The 20,753-nt window shown below is 30.5% G+C and carries 22 protein-coding genes and 1 other annotated feature; of the genes, 12 read left to right on the top strand and 10 right to left on the bottom strand.

What is annotated here, in order from left to right:
• Positions 1 to 115: 115 nt before the first annotated feature.
• From J418_RS0103185 to thiD, 5 genes are all read right to left on the bottom strand, one after another.
• Positions 116 to 754 carry an amino acid ABC transporter permease gene (locus J418_RS0103185; RefSeq protein WP_017753379.1) on the bottom strand — a complete coding sequence of 213 codons (639 nt, stop codon included), beginning with the start codon at positions 752 to 754 and terminating at the stop codon, positions 116 to 118.
• A gap of 39 nt (positions 755 to 793) precedes the next feature.
• Positions 794 to 1,600 carry an amino acid ABC transporter substrate-binding protein gene (locus tag J418_RS0103180; RefSeq protein ID WP_017753380.1) on the bottom strand — a complete coding sequence of 269 codons (807 nt, stop codon included), beginning with the start codon at positions 1,598 to 1,600 and terminating at the stop codon, positions 794 to 796.
• Between the two features lie 141 nt (positions 1,601 to 1,741).
• A complete protein-coding gene (gene thiE / locus J418_RS0103175) occupies positions 1,742 to 2,356 on the bottom strand; it encodes a thiamine phosphate synthase (protein ID WP_017753381.1) in 615 nt (204 codons plus the stop codon).
• Positions 2,347 to 3,156, bottom strand: coding sequence for a hydroxyethylthiazole kinase (gene thiM / locus J418_RS0103170; protein ID WP_017753382.1), 810 nt, complete (start codon positions 3,154 to 3,156; stop codon positions 2,347 to 2,349). The genes thiE and thiM overlap by 10 nt, the downstream gene beginning before the upstream one ends.
• Positions 3,157 to 3,177: 21 nt before the next feature.
• On the bottom strand, positions 3,178 to 3,981 hold the full coding sequence (gene thiD, locus J418_RS0103165) for a bifunctional hydroxymethylpyrimidine kinase/phosphomethylpyrimidine kinase (RefSeq protein WP_017894776.1): 804 nt from the start codon (positions 3,979 to 3,981) through the stop codon (positions 3,178 to 3,180).
• A 250-nt stretch (positions 3,982 to 4,231) separates the two neighbouring features.
• On the opposite strand from thiD, the gene J418_RS0103160 reads away from it, so the two are divergent.
• The 11 genes from J418_RS0103160 (at position 4,232) to J418_RS0103110 (ending at position 14,886) form a co-directional block, all read left to right on the top strand.
• Positions 4,232 to 5,269 (top strand): ATP-binding cassette domain-containing protein, encoded by a 1,038-nt coding sequence (locus J418_RS0103160; protein ID WP_017753384.1) that lies wholly within the window; start codon positions 4,232 to 4,234, stop codon positions 5,267 to 5,269.
• 19 nt (positions 5,270 to 5,288) lie between these two features.
• A complete protein-coding gene (locus J418_RS0103155) occupies positions 5,289 to 5,972 on the top strand; it encodes a GTP-binding protein (RefSeq protein WP_017753385.1) in 684 nt (227 codons plus the stop codon).
• Positions 5,973 to 6,191: 219 nt separating this feature from the next.
• A complete protein-coding gene (gene infC, locus J418_RS0103150; protein ID WP_023625476.1) occupies positions 6,192 to 6,710 on the top strand; it encodes a translation initiation factor IF-3 in 519 nt (172 codons plus the stop codon).
• Between the two features lie 26 nt (positions 6,711 to 6,736).
• Positions 6,737 to 6,934, top strand: a complete 198-nt coding sequence (rpmI, locus tag J418_RS0103145) for a 50S ribosomal protein L35 (RefSeq protein ID WP_017753387.1) — start codon at positions 6,737 to 6,739, stop codon at positions 6,932 to 6,934.
• 28 nt (positions 6,935 to 6,962) lie between these two features.
• Entirely contained in the window at positions 6,963 to 7,322 is a 360-nt protein-coding gene (gene rplT / locus J418_RS0103140; RefSeq protein ID WP_017753388.1) for a 50S ribosomal protein L20, read from the top strand.
• Positions 7,323 to 7,409: 87 nt separating this feature from the next.
• Entirely contained in the window at positions 7,410 to 8,198 is a 789-nt protein-coding gene (locus J418_RS0103135; protein ID WP_017894775.1) for a TrmH family RNA methyltransferase, read from the top strand.
• A gap of 59 nt (positions 8,199 to 8,257) precedes the next feature.
• Positions 8,258 to 8,479 (top strand) — a binding site (T-box leader).
• A 72-nt stretch (positions 8,480 to 8,551) separates the two neighbouring features.
• Positions 8,552 to 9,571: a phenylalanine--tRNA ligase subunit alpha gene (gene pheS / locus J418_RS0103130; RefSeq protein WP_023625477.1), complete on the top strand. Its 1,020-nt coding sequence runs from the start codon at positions 8,552 to 8,554 to the stop codon at positions 9,569 to 9,571.
• Between the two features lie 42 nt (positions 9,572 to 9,613).
• Positions 9,614 to 11,992 carry a phenylalanine--tRNA ligase subunit beta gene (gene pheT, locus J418_RS0103125; RefSeq protein ID WP_017894773.1) on the top strand — a complete coding sequence of 793 codons (2,379 nt, stop codon included), beginning with the start codon at positions 9,614 to 9,616 and terminating at the stop codon, positions 11,990 to 11,992.
• A gap of 203 nt (positions 11,993 to 12,195) precedes the next feature.
• On the top strand, positions 12,196 to 12,774 hold the full coding sequence (locus J418_RS0103120) for a cell division protein ZapA (protein WP_017753392.1): 579 nt from the start codon (positions 12,196 to 12,198) through the stop codon (positions 12,772 to 12,774).
• A gap of 115 nt (positions 12,775 to 12,889) precedes the next feature.
• The gene (locus J418_RS0103115) at positions 12,890 to 13,879 is read left to right on the top strand and encodes a glycosyltransferase family 4 protein (protein ID WP_017894772.1); all 990 of its coding nucleotides are present in this window, start codon (positions 12,890 to 12,892) and stop codon (positions 13,877 to 13,879) included.
• Between the two features lie 17 nt (positions 13,880 to 13,896).
• Complete coding sequence (locus J418_RS0103110) at positions 13,897 to 14,886, top strand: glycosyltransferase (RefSeq protein WP_017894771.1); 990 nt, start codon at positions 13,897 to 13,899, stop codon at positions 14,884 to 14,886.
• Positions 14,887 to 14,946: 60 nt separating this feature from the next.
• On the opposite strand, the gene J418_RS0103105 is transcribed toward J418_RS0103110, so the two are convergent.
• The 3 genes from J418_RS0103105 to J418_RS0103095 form a co-directional block, all read right to left on the bottom strand.
• Entirely contained in the window at positions 14,947 to 15,999 is a 1,053-nt protein-coding gene (locus J418_RS0103105; RefSeq protein ID WP_017894770.1) for a glycosyltransferase family 2 protein, read from the bottom strand.
• A gap of 91 nt (positions 16,000 to 16,090) precedes the next feature.
• The gene (locus J418_RS0103100; RefSeq protein WP_017753396.1) at positions 16,091 to 16,651 is read right to left on the bottom strand and encodes a DUF4489 domain-containing protein; all 561 of its coding nucleotides are present in this window, start codon (positions 16,649 to 16,651) and stop codon (positions 16,091 to 16,093) included.
• 136 nt (positions 16,652 to 16,787) lie between these two features.
• Complete coding sequence (locus J418_RS0103095) at positions 16,788 to 17,561, bottom strand: hypothetical protein (protein WP_017894769.1); 774 nt, start codon at positions 17,559 to 17,561, stop codon at positions 16,788 to 16,790.
• A gap of 140 nt (positions 17,562 to 17,701) precedes the next feature.
• Between J418_RS0103095 and J418_RS0103090 the strand changes: the two genes are divergently transcribed.
• Complete coding sequence (locus tag J418_RS0103090; protein ID WP_017753398.1) at positions 17,702 to 19,171, top strand: coiled-coil domain-containing protein; 1,470 nt, start codon at positions 17,702 to 17,704, stop codon at positions 19,169 to 19,171.
• 52 nt (positions 19,172 to 19,223) lie between these two features.
• Here the strand turns inward: J418_RS0103090 and J418_RS0103085 are convergent, their stop codons facing one another.
• Together J418_RS0103085 and J418_RS15420 are read right to left on the bottom strand one after the other, a co-directional pair.
• Positions 19,224 to 20,045 carry a hypothetical protein gene (locus J418_RS0103085; protein WP_017753399.1) on the bottom strand — a complete coding sequence of 274 codons (822 nt, stop codon included), beginning with the start codon at positions 20,043 to 20,045 and terminating at the stop codon, positions 19,224 to 19,226.
• Between the two features lie 169 nt (positions 20,046 to 20,214).
• A partial coding sequence (locus J418_RS15420; protein ID WP_017894768.1) for a collagen-like protein occupies positions 20,215 to 20,753 on the bottom strand: 539 nt, incomplete at its 5' end.

The raw sequence follows: 20,753 nt of genomic DNA, 5'->3' as shown, positions 1-20,753 counted from the left end.
GAAGTAATAGAGGAATGTCTTGAAGAATGTTTTGATGAGTCAAGTCATAAGAGTAATAAAAAAGAAAAGATAAATTCTATTAGTAATAAATAATAGAATTTATCTTTAGAATATGTCAGGCCAAAGAAAATCTGGCTTCCAGTCGTTTGAATATAAAAACTAATATGGAACTTATTATTAAATACATTACTCCAGCTATTATAAAGGGGTAGACTGTAAAGTCACTGGTTACAATTTCTTTTGCTGCTCTTAAAAGATCACCAATACCTATAGAAGCTACCAGGGAAGTATCTTTTATTAAATTTATACTTTCGTTGCAAAGCGAAGGAAGTATAACAGGGACAGCTTGAGGAATTATAATTCTTTTCATTATCTGAGGATAATTCATTCCAAGAGCTTTTGCGGCTTCATATTGGCCTATATCTACAGAATTAATACCTGATCTAAAAAGTTCAGCAAGGTATGCTGTATAATTTATAATAAATGCTATACAGGCTGCTACCAGAGGATCCAATTTTATATTAAGGACAGGTAGTCCAAAATATATAAAAAATAATTGAAGTAGAAGAGGAGTTCCCCTAAATGCCCAGGTATATAACCCAAGTACTGATCTCAATATTTTTATTTTTGACATTTTACCTAGTGCGCATATCATACCTAAAGGTATTGAAAAAACTATTACAATTAAAAATAATTTTATGGATATTATACTTCCCTTTAGTATAAATCCTGTAATATCCATAATATCAGGCAAATGAATCAACTCCTAACTTGAGTTCTAATATATTTTGAATTAATGGGGAATTATATCTTCTCCAAACCATTTTTTGGATATTTTATCTTCAGTTCCATCTTTTTTCATTGAATTTAAAGTTTCATTTAATTTATTCTTGAAACTTGTGTCGGTTTTCCTTATACCTATACCATAGTCCTCTTTTCCAAAATTATCATTTAATACTTTGTATACACCAGGTTTTTTGGCAATATAGTATCTTCCTACAACTTCATCTACTATTACGGCTGATACACGGCCATTTTTAAGATCAAGTAGAGCTTCTGTATTATTTGAATATTTTTTTATCTCTTTCAATGAATTTTTAGTAGAAGTATCTGAATTAAGTGCGGTTTCACTGCTGCTGCCAAGTTGAAGTCCAACTACTTTTGAAGCCAAATCCTTTTTGCTTTTAATAGGTGAATCCTTTGTTGTTACTATTATCTGTTTATTTTGAAGATATACATTTGAGAAGTCTATCTGCTGCTTTCTCTTGTCTGTAATTGTAAGACCATTCCATATAAGATCTATATCCTTGTTCTTTAAACTCAATATAATGCCATCCCATTGAACTGGTTTAAATACAACTTTGACCCCCATTCTCTTTGCGGCTTCCTTAGCCATATCTATATCAAATCCAATTATTTGCCCACTGTCATTCCTAAATCCCATAGGTGGAAAACTGTCATCCAAACCTACTACAAATTGTCCTTTTTGTTTTATTTCATTCCATGAATTATCTGTTCCGGATTTGGATTGCCCACATCCTGTAAATATTGTGCCCATCAAAAATACCAGGGCAGTTAAAAGTATAATCTTTTTTTTCATAAAAAAGTAACCTCCCATAAAATAAATATTTTTTATATTCCCACATGATATTATACTTTAGCATGATAAAATTGTAAATCAACATATTAAAAAAGTCAGTCCAAATAAAATGTAAATTCATTCAGACTGACTTGAAGCATATTATTTTATTTTTAGCTGTTTTGCAGCAGAGGTTATATTCTTACTGCGGAGAATAGCAGTAACAACTGCTATTCCATCTACACCTGTAGACAGTATATCTTTAAAATTGTCATGATTAATTCCACCTATGGCAACTGCAGGTATATTTACGCTGCCATATACTTTTTTAAGGCCATCCACCCCTAGAGGATTATCTGTATCTTTTTTGGTTCCCGTATTGAATATTGTGCCGATACCTATATAATCGGCACCTCCACTTTCTGCTTCTAATGCTTCTTCTATGTTACCTGTAGATATACCTATTATTTTTTTATCGCCAAGTATTTTTCTTGCAATGGAAAGTGGCATATCACTTTGACCAAGGTGTACACCATCTGCGTCTATAGCCTGAGCTATATCAATTCTGTCATTTATTATAATCGGCACATTGTAATGGCTTGTGACTTGTTTTACTTCTAGAGCTACATTGTAAAATTCTCTTGTAGAAGCTAATTTTTCACGGATTTGAACTAAAGTAACTCCACCAATTATAGCTTCTTCTACGGCTTTTTTTAGAGGCTTTTCTCCTATAAATCTTCTATCTGTTACTAAATATAGACTGTAATCTACTGCCATATTATTTTTCCACCTTTCCTTAGCTTGTCTTCAGTTAAATCATATATGTAATCTATTAATTTTATTCTAAAGCTTCCAGGAGCCTTTGCTTCTTTGAAAGCTTCTTCTGCTGCTATATTCATTGAAAGTATAGCAGATGTAGTTGCAATGAATTTATCTTCAGAGCAGCCTGCAGCCGCACCACATAAGGCACCAAGCATACATCCTGCACCAGTTATTTTAGTCAGCATAGGTGTGTTGTTATTAATTATTGCACTGGACTTACCATCTGTTATAAAATCATTTTCTCCAGTGGCTGCCACGATGCAATTATATTTTTGAGCAAGAATTTTACAACTATCCAGGGCTCCTTCTGAATTATCTAGAGAATCAACGCCTTTTACATTTGAAGATTTACCTGCCAAAAAATTTATTTCTCCTATATTTCCCTTTATAACATCAACTTTTCCAACTTGAAAAATTCTATTTATAACATTGATTTTTCTTGGAATTGCAGCACAGGCTACAGGATCAAGAATTACAGGTATGTTATGTATTTTTGCAGATTCTGCTGCAAGTATTACTGAAGCTTCCTGTTCTTTGTTAAGGGTACCAAGGTTTATATAGAGTGCCTGAGCTATCTTTACAAAGTCAAATACTTCATCATAGGCCTCGCACATGGCAGGTGAAGCACCATAGGCAAGCAGTATATTTGCACAGTCATTGATAGTAACATGATTTGTAATGCATTGAACAAGTGGAACTTTTTTTCTAATATCTGTTAATACGCTGCATAGTTTATTTATATTGTTATCAGTCATTTTATTGCCTCCAAAATTTTATTAATCGTATGAAATTCCCGCTTTTTTATATAGCTCTATAAAATGTCCTACAGGGCCAACTCCATGTCCAATAGGAAAAGAGTTTTCTATGGCTGTTGTTATATATTTTTTTGAAAGAGAAATAGCGCTGTCTATACTATAACCTTTTGCAATATGGGAGGCTATAGCTGAAGACAATGTACAACCGGTACCGTGGGTGTTTTTAGTATGTATTCTAGTACTTTCTAAATCCAGTATTTGATTATTATACAACAATATGTCATTTGCATCGTTGCATCTGTGTCCACCTTTTACAAGAACATTTTTAGCACCTAATTTTTGTATTTCAAAAGCAGCTTTTATCATGTCATCTCGATTTTCTATCTTTAAACTAGTTAAGACTTCTGCCTCAGGAATATTGGGGGTGACTATGTCTACTATGCTTATGAGATCCTTTATAGCAGATTGAGCTTCTTTTTTTAGTAGAAAATATCCACTTTTTGAAACCATTACAGGATCTAAAATTATATTATTAACATCATATTGTTTCAATAATTTTTTTATTATAGAGATAGTTTTGCTATTTGAAACCATACCTATTTTTACAGCATCTACATTTATATCATCAAATATAGATCTTATCTGAGCTTCTACAATTTCTGGAGTTACATCCATTACCCCTTGTACACCTATAGTGTTTTGAGCTGTGACTGCTGTTATGACACTCATGCCAAATACACCTAAAGCACTCATGGTTTTCAGATCTGCCTGTATTCCAGCACCTCCTGAACTGTCAGAACCTGCAATAGTTAGTACCTTTTTCATTGGAAACACCTCGTCATTTATAATAAATTTGCTATAATATAGTATGAAATTATACGAAAAAACAACTACTTCATAAAATATATTATAGATAATATATTTATTATTAACAAGTCAGTTGGAGTATATATGGCAATATTAAAATTGCATTATAAAATGTAATGAATTTTATAAAGTATAAAATTTACACTTCAATTTTTAACAAATTAATATTATAATTATATATATTATTTGATTTTAAGGTGGAGATTCTATGAAAAATTTTATTGGAGAAAATAATGAAGCTGATATTGCAATAGAAAATTTGTATAAAGAATATCCTAATGTAAAAGACTTTTTTATAGCCATTGGAATTAGAGATTTTGACAAATCAATGAATGCAAAACAGATTATATCAACACTAGACATAGAGTATCTGGAAGAATCAGGTTCTAATAAAAAACAAATTTTACATGAATTTTTATCTTTTATAGAGAAAATGAAGGAAATAAAAAATACAGGCCGATATACCATAAAATCTATAACTGTTATTGGAGGACATGACAAATCAGGTATAGAAGAAGATGTAAAAATTACATTTAAACCCGGAGAAATAATCTGTATAGTTGGACACACTGGTTCGGGAAAAAGCAGATTATTGGAGGACATAGAGTGTCTCGCCCAAAAAGATACACCTACAGGAAGGCAGATACTTGTAAACGGAAGTGTACCAGAAGAAAATGAACGCTTTTCAATGGATAATAAATTGGTGGCACAGCTGTCCCAAAACATGAATTTTGTAATGGATGTAACTGTGGAGGAATTTATAACCATGCATGCTGAAAGCCGTATGGTTGACAATGTCGAAGAAATAGTTGAATCCATAATAAAATGTGCCAATGATCTGGCAGGAGAAAAATTTTTGAAAGATGTTCCGGTAACTCAGCTAAGTGGTGGTCAATCAAGGGCGCTTATGATTGCAGATACAGCTCTCTTAAGCAAGTCTCCTATTGTATTGATTGATGAAATAGAAAATGCAGGTATTGATAGAAAAATGGCCATTGAAGTATTGATGAAAGAAGAAAAGATAATATTGATGTCCACTCATGATCCTATACTTGCTCTTATAGGCAATAAAAGGATGGTTATAAAAAATGGCGGCATTAAAAAGATAATAGAGACTAACAGCAAGGAACGAAGCAATGTTGATATACTGGAAAAATTTGATGCTAAACTTGTTGGAATAAGAAACAAATTAAGAGAAGGAGAAACTATAGATTTTGACATAAAGAAATATTTTAAAATAGATTAAAACCGAAGGGGATGAGTATATGAAATTAATAACTGTAGCTGGTCCGCCATCTTCTGGGAAGACATCTGTTATTTTGAAGACTGTAAAAAATCTTAAGGATAGTAATTATAGGATAGGGGTTATAAAATTTGACTGCCTCTCCACATATGATGATGAATTGTATAAAAAAGCAGGAGTGGATGTAAAAGTTGGTCTTTCCGGAGGCCTTTGTCCTGATCACTTTTATGTAAGCAATATAGAAGATTGTGTTAAATGGGGAATAGAAAGTGAATTTGATTATTTGATAACTGAAAGTGCAGGCTTGTGCAATAGATGCTCGCCTCATATTAGAGGAGTTCTTTCTGTATGTGTAATAGACTGTCTTTCTGGAGTAAATACTCCTAAAAAAATAGGTCCCATGTTAAAATTTGCAGATATTGTAGTAATAACAAAGGGTGACATTGTATCTCAGGCCGAAAGAGAGGTATTTTCATTTCATGTAAAACAGTCAAATCCCAAGACCAGAATTTTGTTTGTAAATGGAATAACTGGACAGGGAGCTTTTCAACTTGGAATGAATTTTAAAAACGCAGATGGAGTTGAAGATTTTGACGGCAAGAAACTTAGATTTACTATGCCATCAGCTATATGTTCCTATTGCCTTGGTGAAACAAAAATAGGAGCACATTTTCAAATGGGCAGTGTAAAAAAAATGAAATTTTAAATTTATTTTATTGACAATGAGAAATATTGATAGTATAATTAAGGACATTGAGTTAAAGAAGAAACCAGCCGTTTCTCACCTTACAGCGCGTAATGCTGCTGGTATGGTTATCAAGGATTTGAATATAAATCCTTTATTATACTTTTACTATTGGAGTTTAAGAGACGGCGTGTGCCGTCTCTTTTTTATATGTGCTGTTTAGGTAATTTTACTTGGGAGGTGAAAACTATTAGCAAAGGCTTTCTTGTAAATGAAAATATAAGAGAAAAAGAAGTAAGGGTTATTGGAAATGATGGAAGTCAATTGGGAATAATATCTTCAAAAGAAGCTCTTGGAATTGCAGAGGAAAATGAATTGGATTTGGTAATGATATCACCAAATGCCAAACCACCGGTTTGTAAAATTATGGACTATGGTAAATTCATTTACGAGCAAACTAAAAAAGAGAAAGAGGCTAAGAAAAATCAAAGAGTTATAAATATTAAAGAGATTAGATTTAGCCCTACTATTGAAGAACATGATATCTCCATCAAGGCCGATCATGCGAGAAAATTTTTGAACGCAGGAGATAAAGTTAAAGTAACTGTTAGATTTAGAGGAAGACAGGCAGAATATTCATTTACTGGAAGAAAAATATTAGAAAATTTTTCTTCTAAGCTTGAAGATATTGGTGTAGTAGAAAAGAGACCAAAGCTTGAAGGAAGAAATATGATAATGGTTTTATCATCTAAAAAGTAATAATATATTGAGAGGAGGAATTTGTCATGCCAAAAATGAAAACTAACAGAGGCGCTGCAAAAAGATTTAAGGTTACAGGAACAGGAAAACTTAAGAGAGCAAAAGCTTTTAAAAGTCATAAATTATCAGGTAAAACTTCTAAGGTAAAGAGAAATCTTAGAAAAACAGGATATGTTTCACAGTCTCAAGAAAAAACTATGAAAAATTTATTACCTTATGTATAATTAGGAATTTCGAGAAGGAGGTTAAAAAATGGCAAGAGTAAAAAGAGCGGTAAATGCTCGTAAATATCATAAAAAAATATTAAAGTTAGCAAAAGGCTATTATGGTGGAAGAAGAAGATTATTTAAAACTGCAAATGAGTCCGTTATAAGAGCATTTAGAAATGCATATGTAGGAAGAAGATTAAAGAAAAGAGATTTTAGAAAACTTTGGATAGCAAGAATAAATGCTGCAGCAAGATTAAATGGTCTTTCATATTCAAAATTTATTAATGGTATAAAAACTGCAGGTGTAGATTTAAATAGAAAAATGCTTTCAGAAATAGCAATAAATGATCCAAAAGCATTTACTGAATTAGCTGATATAGCTAAGAAACAATTAAGTGCATAGTATGTTTTTACATAGGAGTGTAGTTTTCTACACTCTTTTATAATTTATTCAGTATATTTTTAAATACAGGATGCAGGTGAAAGTTCAATGGATATAATAAGAAGTAAAAATAATCTGCAGATTAAAGAAGCTAAGAAATTAAAAGAGAGAAAATATAGAAGTGAAAAAGGCAAGTTCTTAATAGAAGGATTTAGATTTGTAGAAGAGGCTTTAAAATCACAATTCAATGTTTCAATAATTTTTATAAATGAGAATGCATTGGACAAATGGGAAAACTACAAATCTATGAAGAGTATATGTTATCAGAATAATAGTAAAATATATTATTTATCAGATGAAGCATTTAAAACTATAAGTGATACTGGGAATTCCCAGGGAATAATTGCTGTAGTTGATGATAAAAAGTTGGAAGTTGAAAATAAAATAGGATTCTATGTATTGGCAGACAGAGTTCAAGATCCTGGAAACATGGGTACTATAATAAGAAGTGCACATGCATCAGGAGCATTGGGGTTAATAATTACAAAAGGTACAGTGGATATATACAATAGTAAAACATTAAGATCCACCATGGGCTCCATTTTTCATGTTCCAATAATTGAAGATTGCAATCTTGACAAAGTTAAATTTTTAAGAGAAAATGGTTTTAAAATTGTAGCAAGTGTTCTTGATACTGAATTTAATTTTTACGATGTTTCATTAAATGATAAAATAATATTGGCAGTTGGCAATGAAGGAAATGGACTAAGCAGTGATATAATGAATATGTCTGATATTAAAGTAAAAATACCAATGCCGGGAGGAGCAGAATCTCTAAATGCCTCCGTCGCTGCTTCTATAATGATGTTTGAGATAGTAAGACAGAATTCGAATTAGTTTAATGTTGACAATATAATAAAATAATTGTAATATTAAAAACATGTAATATAAATTATATATTGACTTTGATGGAGAGAGTAGAAGTTTGATTGTTTCATAGAGAGAGAAAATTACAGCTGAAAATTTTCTTAAATTAATCGTGTTTTGAAGTTCACTCCGGAGTCCCAAGTGTGAACAAGAGTAGCAGTTGGCGTATTAGATCGTTAAATCTATTTAAGAGGATATTTAAAAAATATCAATTTGGGTGGTACCACGGATAGTTATAGTTCGTCCTATGTTAAGGATGGACTTTTTTATTTTGAAAATTTTATGAACTTGTCTATATATTAATGAAGGGAGCAAGCAATATGATAAAAGAAAAATTGGATGACATAAAGCAAAATGCTATTGATGAACTGAAAAACATTAAAGATGATATACAGGTAGAGGATATAAGAGTCAAGTATCTTGGAAAAAAAGGTGAGCTTACTAAAATACTTAGAGGAATGAAGGATCTTTCAAAAGAGGAAAGGCCGGTAATAGGAAAACTTGCCAATGAAATAAGAAATACTCTTGAAAGTGCTATAGAGGAGACTTCAAGCAAGATAAAGAAATTAAAACGTGAAAGTAAATTGGAAAGTGAAGTTATTGATATAACTATGCCTGGAAGAAAACAGGTTATAGGTAAAAGGCATCCTCTCGAGCAAACACTAGAGGAGATGAAGCAAATATTCATTTCAATGGGATTCTCTATAGAAGATGGACCTGAAGTTGAAAAGGACTATTATAATTTTGAGGCACTTAATATACCTAAAAATCATCCTGCAAGAGGAGAACAGGACACTTTCTATATAAATGACAATGTAGTTTTAAGGACTCAAACTTCTCCTACCCAGATAAGAACTATGGAGAAGCAAAAACCACCTATAAAGATGATATCACCAGGGAAGGTTTATCGTTCAGATGCAGTAGATGCTACGCATTCTCCTATATTCTATCAAATGGAAGGACTTGTAGTAGATAAAGGAATAACTTTTGCAAACTTGAAGGGAACTCTTGAATTATTTGCTAAAAAGATGTTTGGAAGTGAAATGAAGACCAAATTCAGACCTCATCATTTTCCTTTTACAGAGCCATCAGCAGAAATGGATGCAACCTGTTTTGTATGTAATGGAAAGGGATGTAAAGTGTGCAAGGGTGAAGGATGGATAGAACTTTTAGGATGCGGTATGGTTCATCCTCAAGTACTTAGAAACTGTGGAATAGATCCTGAAGTTTACAGCGGATTTGCTTTTGGAATGGGAGTAGACAGAATGGTTATGTTGAAATATGGAATAGATGATATAAGAAATATGTATGAAAGTGATATGAGATTTTTAAATCAATTTTAAACTTTATAACTAAAATCAATATGTATTTAAGGAGGAAATTTTATGAAGGTTCCAGTTAAATGGTTAAAAGATTATGTTAATATAGATATTCCAGCTAAAGAGTTAGGAGACAGACTGACTTTAAGTGGCTCAAAAGTAGAAGAAGTCGTTACTACAGGAGATGAAATAAAAAATGTAGTTACAGGAAAGATTATAAAAATAGAACCACATCCGGATGCAGATAAATTAGTTGTTTGTCAGGTAGATATAGGAAAAGAAGATCCAATTCAAATTGTAACTGCAGCTACGAATATGAAGGAACAGGATATAGTTCCAGTTGCGCTTCATGGTTCAACCCTTAATGGTGGAATGAAGATAAAGAAGGGAAAACTTAGAGGAATATTATCAAATGGAATGTTTTGCTCTGAGGAGGAACTTGGAATAGCAGGAGATAAACCAGTTTATGGACTTATGATACTTCCACAGGATACTCCAATTGGAAAAGATATAAAGCAGGTTTTGGAGATGGAGAGCAGTATCATAGATTTTGAAATAACATCAAACAGACCGGATTGTCTGAGTGTTATAGGAATAGCAAGGGAGACTGCAGCTACTTTGAATACAAAGTACAATATGCCAGATGTTACATATAGTGAGTCGGAAAGTGAAAAAACTGAAAATACATTAAAAGTTGATATAGAAGATGCACTTTGTAAAAGATACATAGCTAAAGAAATAAAAAATGTAAAAGTTGAGCAGTCACCTGGATGGATGCAGGAAAGACTTTTAGAGGCAGGAGTAAGACCTATAAACAATATAGTTGATATAACCAATTTTGTCATGCTGGAGCTTGGTCAGCCAATGCATGCTTATGATATAAGGCAGATAAAATCTAACAATATAGTTGTAAAAAGAGCTGAAAATGGTGAAAAGTTTACTACATTGGATGGAGAAGAAAGGGAACTTGATGACAGTATACTCACTATTAGAGATGGAAGTACAGCAATAGGTATTGCAGGAATAATGGGTGGATTGGATTCAGAAGTCAAGAATGATACTACACATATAGTTTTTGAATGTGCAAATTTTGATGGAACCAATATAAGAGTTTCCAGTCAAAAACTTGCTATAAGGACAGAAGCTTCATCAAGGTTTGAAAAAGACATCGATCCAAATCTCGCAAAACTTGCCATGGATAGAGCTTGTCACTTAATAGAGGAACTTAATGCAGGTGAGATAATTGGGGAAAATATTGACATTTATAATGAAAGAGTTGAACCTCATTATGTAGAGGTTGATTCTAAATGGATAAATAGTTTTTTAGGTACAGATATATCTAAAGAAGATATGGTAAATTATTTAGACAGACTTGAATTAAATACAGGATTAAATGGAGATGTATTAAAAATATACGTTCCAACCTTTAGAAGTGACATAAATATAAGAGAAGATGTAGCAGAGGAAGTAGCAAGAATATATGGGTACGGTAAAGTCCCTTCTACTATGATAGAAAGTGTAAGTACAAAAGGTGGAAAGAATCCAAAGCAGAAGATGGATGATAAACTTATAGATATTTTAATTGGAAGTGGATTGAATCAATCCATAAGTTATTCTTTCTATAGTAAAAAGGTTTTTGATAAAATATGCCTTCCAGAAGACAGCAGCCTGAGAAATGTAGTATCCATAAAAAATCCATTAGGTGAGGACTATAGTATAATGAGAACTACTACTATTCCTTCAATGATGGAAGCACTTAGTAGAAATTATTCTAGAAACAATAAATTCGTTAGATTATTTGAAATAGGAAAGACTTATATACCAGGTAAGGATTTAAGCAAACTTCCAGTAGAAAATAATATAGTAGCCATAGGAATGTATGGGAAAGCTGATTATTTTGATTTGAAAGGTGTAGTTGAAAATATTTTGGATAATCTTAAAATAAATAATTTCTCATTTAAAAGAGAAAGTGAAAATCCAAGTTTTCATCCAGGTAAAACTGCAAGCTTGTTTATAAAGAAAAATTTGGTAGGGGTAATTGGTGAAATACATCCAAGTGTAACAGATAATTATGGTATAGATGAAAGATGCTATTTGGCAGAGTTAAATTTAGATTTACTCTATAAATATGCTGATTCAGATATAAAGTATAAACCACTTCCAAAATTTCCTGCAGTATCAAGGGACATTGCAATATTGGTAGATAAGGATATTTTGGTTCAGGATATAGAAGAAGTTATATTGAAAAAGGGTGGGAATATGGTTGAAAATATAAAGCTCTTTGATGTATATACTGGAAAGCAAGTAGAAGATGGTAAAAAATCTATTGCCTATTCCATATCCTATAGGGTGGAAAATAAGACATTGACAGATAAAGAAGTAAACAAAGTTCATGAAAAGATATTGAAATCTTTGGAAAATAAGTTTGGTGCAAAATTAAGATAGATATATTAAAAATAATATACCGATAGTAGATTTTATCGGTATATTATTTTTCCTTATTTATGTCTGAGAAAATTAAATGCATAATAATTATATAATTTACAAATTTTGAAATTTCGTACTAAATACTATTTGATATATATGTAATTTGTGATAAAATAGTCTTATATAATACTGAAAATAGCTATATCTGAGAGGGTGTTCAAATGAACGTAGTAACAGTTATTATAAATGGCATTGAATATAACTTAAAAGGGGACGAGCAAGAGGAATATTTACATAGAATATCTACTTACGTAGACAAAAAAGTAAAAAATATATTGGAAAATAATAATAAATTAAGCACTTCCTCAGCAGCTATACTGTCAGCTGTAAATGTAGCAGACGATATGTTCAAAACCAAAGAACGTAATGAGAGACTTGAACAGGAAATACAAAAACTAAAAAAGATTCAAACAGCATATGAAAATAAGTTAAAACAGACACAGGAATTTAATACAAAACTTGAACAAAGATTAAAGAATTATGAAGAAAACACACATCAAGAGGAAGATGAAGATAAAATTAAAAAATTACAGAAAGAAATAGAAATGACTAAAAATGCAGCTGAGGACTATGTGAAGGAAAATACAAAATTAAAATTGGAAAATAAGGAAAGTAGGTTTAAAATTCAGACATTGAAGTATAAACTTATAGATCTTCAAAATAAATTGCAAGAAAATCAGATAAATTTAGCAAAAGAAAGAAAAAGAAAGAATCCTCTTTTAAAAGATAAAAAAAAATGAGATCCGAACTAATTGTAGATAATTAGTTCGGATCTTTTTATTTTGAATAGATAACTAAAATTTATAATATACATATAATAATATTAAGCGCTGATACATTGGGGGAAGCTATGGAGTGAGGATACTATTTTGTATAAGAAAGGACTATCTTGAAAATTTTGCAGGGGATTCGATGCAATTTATAAAAACCTTGAAATATTTAAAGAAAAGGCATGTTGATATACACATAAATAAAGGATCAATAAGAGATTACTCCAATTATGATATTATACACTTATTTAATCTTACAAGAATAGGGGAAACATATAATTATTATAAAATAGCCAGATTTTATAATAAAAACATAGTATTAACTCCTATATACTGGAATCTAAAAAAATACTATAATTTTGTTAAGGATGAAGAAAGTATAAAATTATGGGATGAAAGCAATATATACAGGAAAGAAATACTCCAAGGATGCAGTATGATATATCCTAACAGCATATTGGAGGCAGAGCAAATATGTAGAGATTTTAGCATGAATGTTCCCTATACAGTCGTATATAATGGAATTGAACTAGAAGATAGAAATTATCCTAAATTTAATTTTAGAAAAAAATATAGTCTAAGAAAATATATTTTATGTTCAGCTAGAATATGTAATAGAAAAAATCAACTTGTATTGAGTAGAGTATTAAAAGATTCCAATTATGATTTGGTGCTTATTGGAGACATAAATGATGAACAATACTTTATGAATTGTATGAAGTATAGAAATGTCAAGTATTTGGGATTTATGGATAGATATAATTTGTACAATGCCTATAGATATGCTGATATACATATATTGCCAAGCTTTGTGGAAACACCAGGTTTATCATCTCTTGAAGCGGCCTCACTTGGATGTAAAATAATATCTACAGAAGAGGGCAGTTCTAGGGAGTATTTTAGGGATATGTGTATTTACTGTAATCCATATAATGAAGATAGTATAAAAAGATCTATTGAATATGCCATAAGGGCTAGTAAAAACAGTAAATTAAAAAAATATGTAAGTTATAATTTCAATTGGAAAAATTGTATAGATACGCTATATGACAGTTATATAAATTTAATAAATTAAGTTATCGGAGGTTGAAAATGGCTACTTTTATTCAAATGCCTACAGTTCCATACAATAAAATGTATCAAAGGCCTCAGCAAATAATGAGAAAATTAAGTGAAAAAGGTCACACTGTATATTATATAGATAATGTAAATGAAGATTATTTTATAAAAATAAATGAAAACTTATATGAAGTTGGAGTGAATTACAAAATAGATGTGAACAAATTAGTTAAACCAATAATATTGTGGTTTTCATCTCCGGAACAGATAACTAGAATAGACAGTATATATCATGATTATGTTATATATGATATCGTAGATGACTATTCACATGAATTTGCAGTTTGGAATTCATATGTAGAGGATATGTTAAACAAATCAAATATAGTATTTGTAACAGCAGATGCTCTTTATAGGAAGTTTTCAAAAAAACACAATAAAACCTACATTATAAAAAATGGGCTTGATATTGATAATTTCCCATTGACTAAAAATAAAATTCCACATGATCTACCTAGAAAACGGAGAATTGTAGGCTATGTTGGGGCTGTAGCTACATGGATAGACTGGGAATTGGTAAATTATATGATAAGCAGCAATTATGATTTTGTATTTGTCGGTCCTAAATATGGAGATGTGAATTTAAATTTTAATAAAGACAATATTTATTTTTTAGGTGAAAAAAGATATGAAGATCTTCCATATTATATTAGTAATTTTAGTTGTTGTATTATACCCTTTAAAGTAAATGAAATGACAAACAGCTGTAATCCCATAAAATTATATGAATATATGGCACTAGGCAAGCCAGTAGTAAGTACTGGGATATATGAGGTAGGAAAATTACAAGATATTTGCTATATATCAAAAGGTAAAAATGATTTCATGAAAAATATAGATATAGCAATTAATGGAGAAACTCAACAATTAATTAATTCTAGAAGAGAATTTGCATTAAATAATAGTTGGGAGAAAAGGGTATCCAATATAATTCAAGTATTGGAAGAAAATAAACTACTATAGAAAGAACTCAAATGAAGGAGTTATATAGTTAAAGTAACTAATATAACTCCTTTACTTATGTCACGATATCCCAATACCTGAAAAATATTTTTTGTTAAACAAAATTCTTTTATCTTTTGGTATGAATTTAGCTGCAATTTCATTGTGCTTATAGGCAATTTCATGTTTTCCTAATTTATCATAACATACGCAGAGTTGGAGATGGGGAAGCCATGTCCAATAAGAATCATTAAAAAATCCAAGGCTGTTTTGAGGTTTTTCTAATTTAGAAGCTGTTTCATACCAAAATATGGATTGATATAATTTATTTTCCTTTAAGAAGGAAAATCCTAGTCTGCAGCAGCCCTCAGCTCTTGGAGAATCATATTCAAAACTTTTAAATATATATGATCTTGCCTTATATTCTTGATTTATGGATTCAAAATAATCACATATTTTATTACAAACCCTTATATTGTCTTCTGACCATCCCTGTTTTGAATTTAGAAATCTCGTATAGTATTTAAGGGCTTCCTTGAATCTATTATGATCATATAGTTCATTGGCATAGTAGAGAATATCCCTCAAGGAAAAATTTACTCTCTCTTTTAATTTATTTTCGTATATTTCAATATTTCGTTTAGGTTTGAAGTCTATCTTTTTATGAGTTACTGAAACATCACTATTGATAACATTGCCATATACCTCCAAATACTCATGTACAAAGCCTATCCATTTAAAGTTTTTAGAGTGTTTAACTAATCTGTTGCGTCTGTAGCTTAGGGTTATATTCCCATACTCATCAAATCCAACATTATATTTCATAGTTATAGAGTCAATACTAGTGTCCAAACTTTTTTTTAATATCTTAAATTTTTTTATGTCATCCGGCAATATTACGTCATCAGCATCCAGCCATAATATATAGTCGCCTGTTGCTTTGGAAAATGAAAAGTTTCTTGCAGCAGAAAAGTCGTCTATCCACTTAAAATTATATATTTTATCAGTGAAATTTTTACACATATCTATAGTATTATCAGAAGAGCCTGTGTCTACTATTATTATCTCATCTACAACATCTTTTATTGAAGATAAGCATCTTCCTATTACATTTTCTTCATCTTTCACTATCATACAGAGACTAATTGTTATATGATGTACCAATACACCACCTCCGTTTATAAAGAAAACTCAAGGTGTATTACCTTGAGTTGTAATAGTTATATTAATAACATTTTTCTTCACATGCAGCTATTGCTCCTAATGTTGAATTATTGATAGAAATTGCACTACCCACAGGAGCTACGGTAGGTGTTGCAACTACTGTATATGTGCAGCAGTCATCAAAACAGGAACCGCAATCACAGTCACATACGAAGAAAGAAAATGTTGTAGCTGACCCTGCTGTACCATCTACTGTTAATGGACTAAGAGTCCATGCAGTTCCGATAGGAGTAGGTGTAAGCTGTCTTCCACATTGTTTAAATACTTGTATTGATAAAGTACCTGCAGTAAGTGTACCTGCTACAATAATATTACTTGCAAATTCAAGTTTGACACATGGATTCTTTAATTTGGCAGTATTTAGGTTGAGAGAAGCAAGGGTAAATGTAGTTGGAGCTAAAGCACCAATAGGTATTGTGCTTGAACTAGGGCAACTGCATTTTACAATAGCCTGGCAATCTTTTTCTTTTTTATAATGCTTATCATAATCATCGTAATAATCTTTTCTCCCATTTTTACAAGGATCACAATCATCTTTATAATATTTTGACATTGAATTCATAAATAAAATCCTCCTTATTTATATGCGTAGTATTGAAGTAAAAATTAGTTTATTGACAATTTTGTCATCAGCTTCTACTATAATATATGAAAATTATGAGAAAAGGTGATAACATAAGCTACTTTAAATATATTAGTTAGTCATTGTTATTTTCTTTATTTTCGTGGTCAGGAAATAGTGGCTTCAGGTGCTGATCTGGATAGAATTTAGGAACAGGGGCTTTTTTAAATATTTCACATGGTTTTTCTTCAGGCTCTTCTTCACATGGCTCTTTTGGAACTGGACAGTAACTATAGGCCGGAATTAAAAGTTGTACAATAAGTTCACATTTTACAACAATATAGTAGCCTAGTGTAATATCAAGTACAGAAGATCCGTCGGAATTTTTGGTGAATTTACCTTCTAGTGCATCAGCAACCATTTCTAGTTTTATAATATTTGAATTTAATTGTTTGGAAGATGCATCGGGTGAAGAATTTGCAGAAGTTTCAGCTATTGAATCAGGACAATAGAATTTTCCTATTATATCGGTTCTATTAACTTCATAGAATTCAGTTTTATTTACACCGTTACAATCAATAAAATCTGCGTAAAATGAAATAACATAAGAAATAATAATTTTTTTAAAGCCTTTTTTACTTTTAAGTGGAACCTCATCTACAGATAGTAGTTTTATATTAAAATCTCTACTTCCCGTATATACTTTAGGATCAGTGAGAGTATTACTTCTCAATTCACAATCTGTTTTCTTTGTATCAGGCCCTTCATCGTATACAAGACACCTTTTAATTAGGCATTGGTCAAATACTTTAGGTACTTCAACACAAACTAATTCAGAAGGATCTGGTAGACGTCCTTGTTTATTTACAAGGCCAGGACGTGGTACAAATTTATTGAAATTAATGGACATAAATTATCCTCCTTTTTAATATTATGATAAAGGAAACTTATACAATGGTTACAGTATAATAATATGCTTTATTGCTGTAATTGTGATTGTTTGCAGTGCATTTTATGAGCATTAAAATGTAAATAAAGGAGCTGATATGTATGCAGAAAAGACGCCCATGGCTATTTACCATTGATAATAATATGTGGAAGGTTTATTTAAATGATACTTATGAATTAGTATATAAAATAATGTCTGAAGATAAAAAATGGAGTGAAGAGAAAATCATTGACAGAGAAGTAATGGAGTTTACTATATCTATAGAAGATGGAATAATTCATATATTATATGTAAATAAAGATTATAAGATGCGATATTGCACTAGGAAGGATAATAATTGGTTTGGAGAAGAGCTTTATGATACAAGAATAAATAAATTTGAAATACAGGAGTTAAAGACTATAATATTGGAAGGCAAAATGCATTTATTTTATTTAATGGCTGCAGTAGATGGAACTCAACGTGGAATTTTAGAACATTGTATTTGGAATGGAAAAGAAATAAAATTAAATACTGTTCAGCATATAGTTTTGTCAGATAAAGTTTATAAGTATTATGAACTACAAATTGAAAAGGAAAATTGTATTGATATTTTTTTTGTTTCAAATAGAGGAGACGAATTATCTCTTAATTATTGTGTGTATGATGGAGTTTCCTGGACTGATCCGAAAAGGCTATATGGAATTCAGGGAGATAATATAATGTTTAGATTACTAAATACTCCATATGAATTTAATATAATCAATAAAATTAAAGAAGGAAATATATATTCTATTGAATATGTAAGAATTGAAGATGATGTGAACATGAAGGAATATACAGTTTATAGCGGAATTGAGGAACCAATTGAGCCTATTATATTTTATATAGATAATAATCTATTCATTTCATGGTTTGAGCAAAATCATATATATTCTTCACGATATAAGCTTGGAAAGTGGGAGAAGATAGTTAAGTTTAATAAGGAGGTGGAAACTCCGATTGAAGCTTACAACTTTTTAAGTGTGGAAAAGAAAAATACAGTAGATATAATTTATGGTACTGAAGATGATGGCCTATATATCTTTTATTTTGAAAATTTAGCTAAAAGTAGCATTGATATGTCATCAAATAATAAATTAAATAATAATTTTGATATAAATAATGATGATGATAGTATAGAGGAAATAAAAGAAAAGTTTAAAGGAATATGTTATGAAAACAGTGTACTTAAGGAGAAAATTGATTCCTTTAGTATTCATATGAGAAAAAGGAAACTTATTGCTCAGGAATATGAAGACAAAATTGCTAGAATGATTCAAGAAAAGAAAAGATTAAAGGAAAACTGCAACTTTTTTATGGAAGTTAAACAAAAAATCCAAAAGGAATTGGATGAGGTAAAGAAACAACTAAAAAAGCAAAGAATTTTTATAAATAATATGAAAAGTAGTTTGAATAAAAAGGATAAGGACAATAAAATGCTTGAAGAAGAAGTGAATTCTTTGATGGAAGAAAATAGTAAGCTTAAAGGAGAATTGGAATTTGAGAGAAATCAATCATTTATGTCAAAATTATTTAGGAAGAAGGAGTGATTTAATGTGCTCCTTCTTTTATAAATAATACTATATATTTATGAATTGTATATTAGTTATAGTCGTTGCCTCCATCCTGTTCTTCGTATTCGTCCTCATCTTCATATTCATCTGTTTTGGGCTTTGGTTTGGAATCAGGAAATAGAGGTTTTAAATTTTGTTCTGGATAAAATTTAGGTACAGGAGACTTATTAAATTTATCACATACATTTTCTTCTGGCTCAGGTGGACAAGGCTCTTTAGGTATTGGACAATAATCATAAGTAGGTATTAAAAGTTGAACTGTTATTTCACACTTAACTACAATATAATATCCTAACGTAATATCAAGGTATTTTTTATTATTGCATTCAGTAATTACACCTTGAAGTGCGTCTGCTACCATTTCAAGTTTTATAATATTTTTATTACACTCATTTGATTTATCCGAGTTTATGTGATCATCTGATACCTGAGCTATTGAATCAGGACAATAAAACTTGCCAATTACATCTTGTCTATTAATTTCAAAAAACTCACATTTGTTTGCTGCATTGCAATCAATATAATCTGCATAAAATGATATTACATAGCAGAGTATTATTTTTTTAAAACCTTTTTTACCAAGGATAGGAATTTGCTCTACAGATTTTAATGTTATTTTAAAATCCCTACAACCTACAAATATCTTTGGATTATCTAGTGGATTACTTCTTAATTCACAATCTGTGCTATCTGTATCATGTCCTTCACAATATGAAAGACATCTTTTTATTAAACACTGATCAAAAACTTTAGGTACCTCAACACAAACTAGTTCTGAGGGATCTGGTAGACGTCCCTGTTTATTTACAAGGCCAGGGCGTGGCACAAATTTGTCAAAATTTATGGACATAATTTTCCTCCTTCTGAGAAGTATACAGTATTTATACTATATAGTATGCTTTAAGCTTGGAGTTGTGATTTTTTTTATTGTAAATATTATAATTATTTATTATATATTGTAAGCTATATAATATCTATATTTAAGAGAGGATTGCTGTAGAGCAATCCTCTATATAAGCTTAGTCTAATTTTATAATTGTTATAGAAGCATTTTTAATATATGACATGCGATTACAAGAATTATCTTTTTTGAATAATTGCAGGCTAAGGGTATCATCGGCATTGAGTTTAATTATAAGATTTGATAATAAGTTGCAGTTATTGTTTTTTGTAGTTCTTTGGGATGCACTAACTGGTAATTTATTAATTAATAATCTAGAACTTATCTCAATATCTGTAATACAGTTTATATTATATTCTATAAAATAATATCCCCTTTTTTTAATAGTAAATACGTTATTATCGTTATTTAATTTAACATTTTTTAATTGTATATCATTTGGAAATGATAGAAGTGTCTTATTAGAACAAATGTTTATATTGTTAGTACATATATTAGTGCCAAATCCAAATGCAGAGCAGTTAGAACCAGGATCACCTTTAGGGCCGGTAGGGCCAGGACATCCTTTAGGACCGGTAGGACCAGGACATCCTTTAGGGCCGGTAGGACCAGGACATCCTTTAGGGCCAGTAGGACCGGTATCACCTTTAGGGCCAG

The organism is Clostridium tyrobutyricum DSM 2637 = ATCC 25755 = JCM 11008, from assembly GCF_000359585.1.
In the GTDB taxonomy this organism is placed as follows: Bacteria; Bacillota; Clostridia; order Clostridiales; family Clostridiaceae; genus Clostridium_B; species Clostridium_B tyrobutyricum.
This window is presented reverse-complemented; position numbering and strand designations above follow the sequence as displayed.